The 11,550-nt window shown below is 41.5% G+C and carries 12 protein-coding genes; 7 read left to right on the top strand and 5 right to left on the bottom strand.

Features of this window, described 5'->3' with window-relative positions; genetic code table 11:
* The 7 genes from ABZB17_RS14830 to ABZB17_RS14860 form a co-directional block, all read left to right on the top strand.
* Positions 1–192: iron hydrogenase small subunit (locus ABZB17_RS14830; protein WP_372651119.1), on the top strand; the 192-nt coding region annotated here is incomplete at its 5' end.
* A 51-nt stretch (positions 193–243) separates the two neighbouring features.
* Positions 244–729: a methylated-DNA--[protein]-cysteine S-methyltransferase gene (locus ABZB17_RS14835; protein WP_372651121.1), complete on the top strand. Its 486-nt coding sequence runs from the start codon at positions 244–246 to the stop codon at positions 727–729.
* Between the two features lie 235 nt (positions 730–964).
* Positions 965–1,924, top strand: coding sequence for an alpha/beta hydrolase (locus tag ABZB17_RS14840; protein WP_372651123.1), 960 nt, complete (start codon positions 965–967; stop codon positions 1,922–1,924).
* Between the two features lie 63 nt (positions 1,925–1,987).
* On the top strand, positions 1,988–2,821 hold the full coding sequence (locus ABZB17_RS14845) for an endonuclease/exonuclease/phosphatase family protein (protein ID WP_372651125.1): 834 nt from the start codon (positions 1,988–1,990) through the stop codon (positions 2,819–2,821).
* Positions 2,822–3,026: 205 nt separating this feature from the next.
* Positions 3,027–4,403, top strand: coding sequence for an alanine/glycine:cation symporter family protein (locus ABZB17_RS14850; protein ID WP_372651127.1), 1,377 nt, complete (start codon positions 3,027–3,029; stop codon positions 4,401–4,403).
* A 155-nt stretch (positions 4,404–4,558) separates the two neighbouring features.
* Complete coding sequence (locus ABZB17_RS14855) at positions 4,559–5,197, top strand: YkgJ family cysteine cluster protein (RefSeq protein WP_372651129.1); 639 nt, start codon at positions 4,559–4,561, stop codon at positions 5,195–5,197.
* 6 nt (positions 5,198–5,203) lie between these two features.
* On the top strand, positions 5,204–5,824 hold the full coding sequence (locus ABZB17_RS14860) for a hypothetical protein (RefSeq protein ID WP_372651131.1): 621 nt from the start codon (positions 5,204–5,206) through the stop codon (positions 5,822–5,824).
* Here ABZB17_RS14860 and ABZB17_RS14865 read toward each other — a convergent pair.
* From ABZB17_RS14865 to gldG, 5 genes are all read right to left on the bottom strand, one after another.
* Positions 5,821–6,243, bottom strand: coding sequence for an acyl-CoA thioesterase (locus ABZB17_RS14865; RefSeq protein WP_372651133.1), 423 nt, complete (start codon positions 6,241–6,243; stop codon positions 5,821–5,823). The genes ABZB17_RS14860 and ABZB17_RS14865 overlap by 4 nt on opposite strands.
* Positions 6,244–6,331: 88 nt before the next feature.
* Positions 6,332–6,946 (bottom strand): fumarylacetoacetate hydrolase family protein, encoded by a 615-nt coding sequence (locus ABZB17_RS14870; RefSeq protein ID WP_372651135.1) that lies wholly within the window; start codon positions 6,944–6,946, stop codon positions 6,332–6,334.
* A gap of 39 nt (positions 6,947–6,985) precedes the next feature.
* The gene (locus tag ABZB17_RS14875; RefSeq protein ID WP_372651137.1) at positions 6,986–7,792 is read right to left on the bottom strand and encodes an exonuclease domain-containing protein; all 807 of its coding nucleotides are present in this window, start codon (positions 7,790–7,792) and stop codon (positions 6,986–6,988) included.
* 74 nt (positions 7,793–7,866) lie between these two features.
* A complete protein-coding gene (gene dnaN, locus ABZB17_RS14880) occupies positions 7,867–8,994 on the bottom strand; it encodes a DNA polymerase III subunit beta (RefSeq protein WP_163321870.1) in 1,128 nt (375 codons plus the stop codon).
* A gap of 113 nt (positions 8,995–9,107) precedes the next feature.
* On the bottom strand, positions 9,108–11,516 hold the full coding sequence (gene gldG / locus ABZB17_RS14885; protein ID WP_372651139.1) for a gliding motility-associated ABC transporter substrate-binding protein GldG: 2,409 nt from the start codon (positions 11,514–11,516) through the stop codon (positions 9,108–9,110).
* Positions 11,517–11,550 lie beyond the last annotated feature (34 nt).

Genomic DNA, 11,550 nt, shown 5'->3' on the forward strand with positions numbered 1-11,550 from the left:
ATTCCTACTAATCCGGAAATCAGGCAGAAGCGCGCCGAGGCGATTTATGCCGAAGATGAAGGACTACCGATTCGCAAATCGCACGAAAACCATGAAATCAATAAGTTATACAAAGACTTTTTAAAAGAACCACTCGGTGAAGTATCGCATCATTTATTGCATACAAAATATACGAAACGCGAAAGGTATTAACTACTAACCTAACTTTTATTAAAATCCGGTATCTTTGGTACCGGATTTTTTATGGCACAATTTACCCGATATATGAATTCTCCTGTTGGCTGGCTCAAACTTCAGTCGACCGAAACGGCTTTAACAGCCGTATGTTTTGATGCTGAAAAAGCAGAAAATTCTACTGTACAACCAAGGATTTTGGAAGACACGGAAAGTCAGCTGCAGGAATATTTTGCCGGTGAACGAAAAGATTTCAACCTTCAATTGGCTCCTGAAGGAACAGAATTTCAGCAAAGAATCTGGCAACTGGTACAAGAAGTGGATTTTGGAATAACTGCCAGCTACCTCGATATTGCGATACAATCCGGCTCGGAAAAGAATACGCGTGCCGTTGGGCTGGCAAACGGAAAAAACCCAATACCGATCATTATTCCTTGTCACCGTATTGTTGGGAGCACAGGAAAACTTACCGGTTATGCAGGAGGTTTAGAACGTAAACGATGGCTACTGAATCATGAGCTTTCGCACACGCTTTCTGTAGACAGGCTGTTCTAAATACGGGAAGAATGTCCCATAATGGAGCGCTCTACCAACATTACAAAAATGCTACACTACTGAATACTTGCACATTAAAGATTGTGGTATACTCTTTGCAAGTAACTTTATGAAATCAGGAAGATAAAAAATAAGGAAACTGATATAGTTAACCTTAAGAAATGGAACTCAATTTTGGGTTCCATTTTCTTTTGCAGAAAGTCTGATATATCCTTATATTCACCACAAAAAATTTATGCATAAAAAGTTAAGCCTCGTTGGTCTGTTCTTCTTCCTGGTAAATATTTCTATTGCCCAGGATAGATACACGGCCGACTTGTTTGATGAAATAAGGGTAGAAACAGCGACCTACTCTACCAAGGATGGTGAAAACCTGGATATGGATATTTACCTTCCGCAAAACGATTACGAGCAGGAACGTGCCACGATTGTTTATGTGCACGGCGGTGGTTTCAGTGGTGGCGAAAGAGACGGCGAGAATATTAAAACATTTTGTACGCGACTGGCCAATTACGGTTATGTGGTGGCTTCCATTTCGTACCGTTTAACCCGCAAAGGTAAGCCCGAAGGTTTTGGCTGCGATTGCCCTGCAACGGAAAAACTGAACACGATTTATGCCGCTAATGAAGATTTGCTGGACGCTACCTATTTTCTGATAGAGAACCGCCATCAGTACGCCATAAATCCACAACAGATAATTCTTTCGGGAAGCAGTGCCGGAGCAGAAACCGTTTTGTATACTGCTTACCAGCCGCCTTATTGCTATGGTCTGGATTCAGGACCGGTTTCGTTTGCAGGTGTAATTGGTATGGCCGGTGCCATTCCCGACACCACCGCATTATACGATGAATCGGCAATTCCGTCGCTATTGTTCCACGGCACCGACGATAACCTGGTTCCCTATGGTACTGCACCTCACCATTATTGCGATGAAGACACCAAAGGCTACTGGATTATACATGGATCGTACACTATTGCAGAAAAATTGCAACAATTGGACGCGCCCTACTGGTTACACACAACTTGTGGTGCCGGTCACGAAATAAGTTCTTCGCCCCTTACCGATTATTTCGATGAGATTATTGAATTTTGTAAGGATTTTGCCATCGACAGGAAAGAAGAGCAACGTAAAACAATTATAGAAGGAAAACAAAATACCGATAAATACGCTACTTATAATTTCTGTTCAGAATAAAACGAGGTCCCTGTCTGCCAGAAGATAGGTATCCTATTCTTCAGAAAAAACAATTATAAAACGATGAAACGATTAATTTTAAGCCTGCTTTTATTCTTCCCAACAATATTATTTGCGCAGCAAATGAATGTAATGACGTTTAATATCCGAATGAATACGGCAAGCGACGGTGTTAATGCCTGGCCCAACCGTATTGAAATGGTAACCGGATTGCTGCATTTTTACGATCCCGAAGTTTTTGGTTTGCAGGAAGCCTTGTACGGTCAGCTTTTAGACATTGAAAAAGGTTTACCCGAATACAAATGGTTTGGCGTTGGCCGCGACGATGGTGATAAAGCCGGCGAGTTTATGCCGATCTTCTACAATCCAAAAAAATTAATTCTGGAAGAAAAAGGACATTTCTGGTTATCAGAAAACTGCGATAAGCCGGGACTTGGCTGGGACGCCGCCTGTAACCGGATTGTTACCTGGGGGAAATTTAAATCGAAAATTACCGGAAAAAAATTCTTTGTTTTTAATACACACTTCGACCATGTGGGAGTGGAAGCCCGGAAAAATTCCGCAAAATTAATTCATGAAAAAATGGAAGAATTTACTGCGGGATCGGGTTTGCCGGTAATTCTAACTGGCGATTTTAACCTGACTCCGGAAACACAACCAATAGCCCTGATAAAAGGCTATATGAATGACAGCCGGGAAGTTACAGCGGAACCACCTTACGGACCGGTTGGAACTTACAACGGTTTTAAACCGGGCAGCGAAGGCGATAACCGCATCGATTACATTTTTGTGAACGACAAAATTAAGGTGTTGGAATATGCAGCCATTAGCGATACAAAAGAAAGCCGGTCGCCATCTGATCATTTACCCGTTTTTGTGCAAATACAGTTAAAATAAGCGAAATGGTTCTCGCAGATTACGCTGATTACGCAGATTCGATAAACTAAAAGAAACTGATCTGCGAAATCTGCGAGCAATAGATTTGATGTACCAACTCGTATTTTCAAAATCCAATACATATCTAATCATTTTATCAAAAAACAAGACTTTTATCTTTCATAATGCTGTTTGATAATTGATAAGTTTTACATTTCTTAGCGTAATGTTTGAAAATATTGGTGAACTCATAATAAAAATCTCCGATGGCATTTGGGGAGCTCCTATTTTAATTTTGCTGCTTGGTGGTGGCTTTTACTTTTTGGTTTATTCGCGATTGGCGCCGCTACGTTACATTGGTCACGCACTTTCCATTTTAACCGGAAAGTACGACGATCCGAACGAAACCGGACAATTGCGACACTACCAGGCACTTTCCACAGCTCTTGCCGGAACCATAGGAATGGGAAACGTTAGTGGTGTTGCAGTTGCAATTACCATGGGAGGCCCGGGAGCGATCTTCTGGATGTGGGTATCGGCATTGTTAGGAGTTAGCACCAAATTTTTTACCTGCACGCTGGCTGTGATGTTCCGCGGAAAAGACGATGCCGGAGAAATACAGGGAGGTCCCATGTATTACATCTCCGAAGGATTGGGCAAACAGTGGAAACCAATTGCCGTATTTTTTGCCATAATGGCTATGATAGGTGTTTCTCCACTTTTTCAGGCCAACCAGCTAACACAAATGGTTCGCGATGTCATTCTGGTTCCAAATGGAATTGAAGGCTCTTTTACTTCCAACATTCTAACAGGTGTAGTAATTTCTATAATTGTGGGACTCGTTGTTATTGGCGGGATTAAACGTATTGGAAAAGTTACCGGCCGCGTGGTTCCAACCATGGTTGTTGTTTATACGCTAACCGTTTTATACATTATTTTTTCCAACTCTTCAGAAATTGTTCCGGCGTTTAAAACCATTTTTTCCGATGCATTTACCGGGAATGCTGTTCTTGGTGGATCGCTGGGAGCGATTATTATTACCGGAGTTCGTCGTGCAGCATTCTCAAACGAAGCCGGACTGGGAACTGCACCAATGGCACACGGCGCCGCCAAAACCAATGAACCGATCCGCGAAGGTTTGGTAGCTATGTTGGGGCCAATTATCGATACTATTCTTGTTTGTACGATGACGGCCCTTGCTATTATCATTACAAACACCTGGAAAGTGAGCAGCGCCGATGGAATTACACTTACCGCACAGGCTTTTGATTCCAGTATTCCGGTTTACGGAAAATACATTCTGGCTATCTGCGTAATTTTCTTTTCCATGTCAACCATGTTTGCCTTTCCGTATTACGGGGTAAAATGCCTCGGGTTTGTTGCCGGAACCAAATACCAACACATTTACAACTACCTTTTTGTTGCTGTAATTTTGCTGGGCGCTGTTGCCAATCTACGCACGATCATTGGTTTAATCGACATTGCTTTTGCACTGATGGCTTTCCCCACCGTAATTACAACCATACTGCTATCGCCACATGTTAAACGCGCCGCCAAGGATTATTTCGCGCGATTGAAAGTGGAAAAACTTAATGGCAAGTAATTTTCCCCGTTTATTTTCAAGGTCTGCAACTCCCTTATGCTGAATAATATTCGACAAAACACATATAATATTGAAACAATATTCAAAATTCAGTAGAATCTTCTCACTTATGGGAAGATTCTTTTTGTTTTTGTATCTTGATAAAAATTAATCTTATGAACACAAACCCGCAATTTGAACAACTCGAAAAAGCCTTCTTTCACGATGGCTATCAACTGGCAATGAAGGCAGTTGAAGCTAACATGGAGAAGGAAGCGGTGCACCAATCTTTAAAAGAAATGTATGCGGCCATTGACGGACTGATTGATTCGTTGTTTATTTATGCACGGCAACAAAACCAAAGTATCGATTGCAAACGAGGCTGCAGCTGGTGTTGCCACCAACCGGTTTTTGCGCTGGACTACGAGCTGGATTATTTAAAGGCCACTATAAACAAGTCTTTTGACGCTGAAACGATCTCGGGAATAGCAGAAAAAGCAAAACAAAAACAAGCCAAGCTCGAAAACTTAAAAGGCGATGATCTGATGAATGCCAAACATCCCTGCCCGCTTTTAAAAGATGATGCATGCTCAGCGTATGAAGCCCGCCCGATGGCCTGTCGTATTTATCTTTCGTCGGATGTAAAAAGCTGTGTTCACTTTTATAACCAACCCGATGATAAAACCACCTACCCTGCTCTTTTGGATATGCCCATGCGCCTGGGACGAATGATGAATGAAGGATTTAAATCGGCACTAAAAACCAATGGTATTGAAGCGAAAGAATACCGTATTGAAGAAAAACTAATTAAATAATTGGCCATGAGCTTTGGAGGATCGGTACTTGCAATGATACAATCGTTACGTGCCAATGCGCGCCCCAAGCACCATGCCTATCAAAAATGGGAAGAAGGAGATAAACGTATCTTCAAAAACAAATATAAGTTGGTTTCAAAACAAGTTTCGCCGGAAGAACTTACCCGCTTAAAAACAAAATACCGAAAGGAAATTGAAAAAGATCAGAAGGCCACACTAGTTCTTACCATTTTCTCACTGGTAATTATGATTCCACTGATAACTTTTGGAATCTTTCAATTTTTCTTTAGCATCAGTCAAAAAAATTATCATCCGTATGTTTCCGAAGAAGAGAAGCAAAAGACAGAAATCACAAGCGGGCAAATCAACTATTTACTTGACTCCGGTTATGAATGGCTTAATAAAAGTCATTATAAAAATGCGCGATTTCAGTTTAACCGGGTTTTAAAAATTAATCCCCAAAACAAATATGCACTTTTTGGGATGGCAGCAAGCTACGTTTACGAGTGCCAGAAAGAGCATACAAACTGCGAAAAAGCTAAAGAATTGTTACAGGATTATATTTCGAAATTTGGAAGTGATTCTAAAACCGATCATTTAAGCACCATACTCACCAGTAGCAATTAAACTTCCTCAATAGCTATCCCGGCCTCTTCAAATTTACTTTCCAGAATTTCAGGAGAAAGTGGACGGCCATTTTTTGTTAGTACCGAAGTAATACGGCCTTTTACCATCAGCTTTTCATCGGATTTACGAATTACCTCCTGCAAAAATACAATGCGCAAACGACCTTGTTTACCAATCTTCAAACGCACTAAAAAATCGTCGCCGGGACGTAGCGGAAATTTGTATTCCAACTCGGCTTTTATAACCACAGCATCAATCCCTTCCTCATGCAATTGTGCAAAATCGAGCCCAACGTGGTTTAAAAATTTGTGGCGCGTGTGTTCCAGGTAATTCTGATAAACGGCGTTATTTACAATGCCCTGAATGTCGCATTCGTAATCACGAACCTGCATTTCAAGTTCAAAATGATGATTCTTCATTATGTAGATTTAAAGGCTCAAGCCAGATTCAATAATCTATAATAAAACACCGGCTTAAAAGCCGGTGCAAAATATTCTAATTTAATTCCTATTTAATCTCAAAGTCAAACAGTTTTTTGTCTTCCAAATACCCTTCCAAACGATCGCCAATGGCAACCGGGCCAACATTTGCAGGTGTTCCTGTGTAAATGAGGTCACCAATTTTTAGGGTAACATATTTAGAGATATGGGCAATCAATTCATCAAAATCAAAGATCATCATTCCCGAATGCGATTCCTGAACAGTAGCGCCGTTTATGTCCAGGCGAAAACTGATTGCCTCCTGATCGGGGAAAATTGATTTTGGCAAAAAAGTACTGCTTAATACTGCCGATTTATCAAAAGCTTTTGCTTTTTCCCAGGGCAGTCCTTTTGCTTTTAGTTGCGCCTGTACATCACGCGCAGTAAAATCAATTCCCAGTCCCACCTCATCGTAATAACGGTGTGCAAATCGTTTTTCAATATTTTTGCCAATACGGTTTATCTTGATTACCAACTCAATTTCGTGATGCACCTCGTTGGTCCAGTCCGGGATATAAAACGGATCGTTATTTCGCAACAAGGCAGTGTCGGGCTTCATAAAAAAGATAGGCTCTTCGGGTAAGTCGTTCCCTAACTCTTTGGCATGAGCCACGTAATTTCTTCCTATGCAAATTATTTTCATGATATTTAGCTTCTAGCCACGAGCTTCTAGCTACGAGCTTTATTTATTCATCATTCTTAGTTTCAACTGTGTTAAAACTTTCTTCGTATACAGCGGAAATTCACTGTTCAAAATCCAGCCGAAGTAACCGGGTTGCTCCTGTAAAACCTGCTCAACCGGTACTCCTTTGTTCTTTCCAAAGTTAAAGACTTCAACACCATTTTCATCGTAAACAATGCGGCCCACGAAATCAACATTGCGGTCGTACGACGAGAATTCGCTCAACTTTTCCACATCGTTTTCAATTGGTGTTGACTTTTTCCCTTTTGCATCTTCATACTCCACATCTTTGTATTTATCGAGCTGCGATTTCAGCACTTCATAAGTTGCTTTTGTATCGGCCATTGCACTGTGTGCATCGGTTAATTCCTGGTTACAATAAAATTTGTACGCTGCTGCCAGTGTACGTTTTTCCATTTTGTGAAAGATGGCCTGCACATCAATAAATTTGCGCTTTTTAAAATCAACATCCACCTCGGCACGTAAAAACTCTTCGGCCAGTAAGGGAATATCAAAACGGTTAGAATTAAAACCTGCCAGGTCGCATCCTTCCATAAATTTAGCCAATGTTTTTGCAACTTCCTTAAAAGTTGGCGCGTCTTTTACATCCTCATCGTAAATTCCATGAATCAAAGAAGCCTCAATCGGAATGGGTTGTTCAGGATTTATGCGTAACAGCTTTTCTTCCTCGGTACCGTCAACATTTACTTTTATTAAAGCAATCTCCACAATTCGATCCGTAACAATGTTTATTCCGGTGGTTTCCAGATCTAAAAAAACCAAAGCGTTTTTTAAATGTAATTTCATGGTGGGTATGAATTAAAAAAGGTACCCTAAAACCTACGTTCCCGGATACCTTTTCGGTTTATCGTTGTATCTTTTTAAACGTTAATCATCATTGGCATCAGCAGCATCAACATATCTTCGTCTTCGTCGTTTTCGGCCGGAAGCAACAAGCCTGCACGTGTTGGATCGCTCATCTCAACCTTTACATCGCCAGTTGAAATATTGGTAAGAATTTCCTGAAGGAAGGTTGATTTGAAACCAATTTCAATTTCTTCTCCCTCGTATTCGCAATTGATGCGCTCAACTGCCGAAATAGAGAAGTCGATATCTTGTGCCGAAACCACCAACTGGTTGTCGGTAATATTCAGTTTTACCAAGTTGCTCGCCTGGTTCGAGAATACGGAAACACGTTTTACGGTGTTAAAGAAATTCAGGCGGTCGATGATCATCTTGTTCGGGTTGTTGGTTGGAATTACCGAATTATAACTTGGGTAATTTCCTTCAACCAAACGACAGATAAGTTTATAGTTGCTTAAGGTAAAAAAGGCGTTTTTATCGTCGAATTCCAGTTTAACATCAAACTCTTCTTTTGGCAACAGGTTTTTCAACAAGCTAGCCGGTTTTTTAGGCAAAATAAACGAAGACTCGAATTCAGCTTTTGCATCCAAACGACGGTAACGTACCAGCTTGTGCGCATCAGATGCTACAAAACTCACAAAATCAGGAGTAAGCTCAACGTAAATACCATTCATTACCGGACGTAATTCATCGTCGGCCGTGGCAAATAAAGTTTTTTCAATTCCTTTCTGAAGTACAACATGGCTAACATCAATTGAAGATGCACCTTCTTCATCCAACGCCGGCTGCTCCGGAAAATCCTCGGCATTTTGCCCCATAATGCTGAACTTACCATTGTCGGAAAAAATTTCAACATGATAAGAATCACCATCGATCTGAAATGTCAGTGGTTGCTCCGGAAATTCTTTCAGCGTATCGGTGATCAACTTGGCCGGAACTGCTATGGCTCCTTCGCCTTCAATATTATCCAACTCAAGGCTGGTAATTAAAGTCGACTCCAGATCGGAAGCTGTTATGGTTAACTCTGTTTCGCTTAACTGAAACAAGAAGTTATCGAGAATTGGCATTGTACTTTTACTGCTGATTACCTTACTAATTGCAGAAAGGTGGCTCAGTAATTCGGTGCTTGAAACTACAAACTTCATTTATTTCGATTTATTTTTTTGAATTCTTGTCTTATTTACAACTAATCTAAGTATACGAATATACAAACTTTCAGGAATTATCCCTATCGTGCTTCGCTTGATTTTACCCGTTTTTATGAACGATTGTATTTGTATTTACGAACAAGGTTGTAAACCAGTGCAAAAACAATGATTAAAAGCAGTGGCAGCAATACATTCAGCCATTTCCAGAAAGCGGCTTCTTCGCGCAGTTTTACTTTGTCGAGCAAACGTAATTTTAGCGACCGGCCGCGCAACTGCATAATCCCCTTGCTGTCATCTAGGTACGAAATAGAATTGATCAGAAACTCCTTATTTCCGAAAACCTGCCCTGACACCTCATCAAAACCAAGTTCCTGAATTTTAGGTGGATTGGTTGAATAATTTACTTTGTTGGTTATCATACCTCCGTCGGCAATTACGATCATTTGTGTGGGTTTACTTTCCGTAATCAGTTCTGCCGATGAATAGCCGTAGTTTTCCACCATACGGTTTTTATAGTTCGAAGTAAACACGCCTTCCAGCAAAACGCCAACCGGAATATCTGACTGTGTAAACAACTCGCGTGCCGGCGGATTGTTAATGTTTGCCAAACTCACCGACGACGGTGCTTTTATCCGGCGGGCATAAGGCGATGTACTCAGAATCACCTCTTTTCGGAGATTTGAACTGGCAGAAACCGTATCGAGCGATGAAACAAATTCTGTTTTTACCCAGTTCTGGTTTCGGCTAATCGGGTGATTATCGTTGGGCGTAAGCAATGGCGAATAATACCACGGATGCAAGGTGTAACGTGGCGGATTACCCGGCGCGGCTGTATTTACCCGAATTTGAATACAGTTTACATCCTGCAGCAACTCGTAATTTAAACGAACGCCATAGCGAAACAGCTGGTCGCCAATATTCATGTCGTTTGGAAATGAATAGGTTTGAAATCCTTTGCTCAAACTATCGAGGCTCACCTGAACCGGGTCAACCAGCCACATCAGTTTTCCACCTTTCATCAGGTACTGGTCGATGGCAATTTTGGAGGTCTCCGGGAATTCCTTTTTCGGATTGGCAATTACCAAAATGTCAACGTCCGAATCATTCAGATCAGCGACTTCCAGCATATCAATCTCAAAATCGGCAGACAGTGAACGTGCAATATCGGCCACTTCGTAATGGTTCGCCTCATCATGCCCCTGCAAAAATGCCAGTACCGATTTTTTCTTTCGCATCAGTTTATGAAATGCATTTACCAACTCGAACTCGATGGTTTCCACCGAATGGTTAAAGTTATTTTCATAACTCGTGTACGGATTATTTTTCAGAAAATTAACCGCCAGCTCTTTATTTTGATAACGAATAATCGCACCTGGAAAAATAAAACGCGAACTCACGCCTTGTTCGGTTTTATGCCCAAAATTAATTCGTGGCACACCTCTGTTTACCAGCCCGGCAATAAACTCTTCCTGCTTTTCGACATTCCCAATGCTGTACGGATTAAAAACTCGAACCCGAATCGGAGCCGAACTGTAGGCATTCAGCACAGCAATTTTCTCCAGTACTTCGTTTTGTATTTTTCGCAATCCCGCTTCCAGCTCACCACTTAAATACAACTCCACTTCTACCGGACCTTCCAGTCCACTTACCATTTGTTTACTTACATCCGATAACGAATAACGTTTTTCAGCCGTCAGGTCGATACGGTATAAAAAGTTCGATGAAATGGCGAGTATCAGCAAAACGGCTACAGGAACAACCACCGCCCGAACTTTTGCTTTTGTTTTTCGGAGTTTTCCTTTTCGTAAAATCAGAGTGGTGCCATACAAAAACAAAAAGGCCATACCAATAAAATACAGGATATCGCGCATATCAACCACTCCCCGCGAAATGGACAGGTAATGATCGTTAATGCTTAACCAGGAAAAAATTTGCTCCAGCAAATAAGGGACTTCGGCCGATGCCACAAACTCGAAACCGAGGTAAAAAATAAACGACAACGACATGCCGAATATGAAGGAAACGATCTGGTTATCGGTAAGCGACGAGGCAAAAATACCAATGGCCACATAAATACTTGCCAGGAAAAACAGCCCCATAAACGATCCCCAGGTTGCGCCGGTGTCGATACTTCCTATCGGATTTCCCAGCCAATAAACCGACAAAAAATACAGCAAAGTGGGCAACAACGAGAAAACCACCAGGACCAGCCCAGCCAAAAATTTTGCCATCACCAACTGGAAATCTGCCAGTGGCCGCGTAAGTAGGATTTCGATGGTACCACTCCGTTTTTCGTCGGCAAACATGCGCATGGTAATGGCAGGCACCAAAAACAGGTACAACCACGGTGCCAGCGTAAAAAGCCCCTGCAGCGTTGCATAGTTATTTTCCGGGATATTGTAATCCCCCGGGAAAATCCACAGAAACAAACCAGTAACCAATAAAAAAACCAGCACGGCCAGGTACCCGATCAGCGATCCGAGGAAAGTTTTTATTTCTTTTTTGAATAAGCTATACACTTGTATTCTTACGATTTATGTTCAGAACTCAAAG

The sequence above is a fragment of the Draconibacterium sp. genome (assembly GCF_041583095.1).
In the GTDB taxonomy this organism is placed as follows: Bacteria; Bacteroidota; Bacteroidia; order Bacteroidales; family Prolixibacteraceae; genus Draconibacterium.

Coding starts and splice junctions, on each gene's coding strand:
- ABZB17_RS14875 (WP_372651137.1), bottom strand. CDS start 7,792: ATGAAATTACATTTAAAAAACGCTTTGGTTTTTTTAGATCTGGAAACC.
- ABZB17_RS14835 (WP_372651121.1), top strand. CDS start 244: ATGGCACAATTTACCCGATATATGAATTCTCCTGTTGGCTGGCTCAAA.
- ABZB17_RS14845 (WP_372651125.1), top strand. CDS start 1,988: ATGAAACGATTAATTTTAAGCCTGCTTTTATTCTTCCCAACAATATTA.
- ABZB17_RS14870 (WP_372651135.1), bottom strand. CDS start 6,946: ATGAAAATAATTTGCATAGGAAGAAATTACGTGGCTCATGCCAAAGAG.
- ABZB17_RS14855 (WP_372651129.1), top strand. CDS start 4,559: ATGAACACAAACCCGCAATTTGAACAACTCGAAAAAGCCTTCTTTCAC.
- ABZB17_RS14840 (WP_372651123.1), top strand. CDS start 965: ATGCATAAAAAGTTAAGCCTCGTTGGTCTGTTCTTCTTCCTGGTAAAT.
- ABZB17_RS14860 (WP_372651131.1), top strand. CDS start 5,204: ATGAGCTTTGGAGGATCGGTACTTGCAATGATACAATCGTTACGTGCC.
- ABZB17_RS14850 (WP_372651127.1), top strand. CDS start 3,027: ATGTTTGAAAATATTGGTGAACTCATAATAAAAATCTCCGATGGCATT.
- ABZB17_RS14865 (WP_372651133.1), bottom strand. CDS start 6,243: ATGAAGAATCATCATTTTGAACTTGAAATGCAGGTTCGTGATTACGAA.
- dnaN (WP_163321870.1), bottom strand. CDS start 8,994: ATGAAGTTTGTAGTTTCAAGCACCGAATTACTGAGCCACCTTTCTGCA.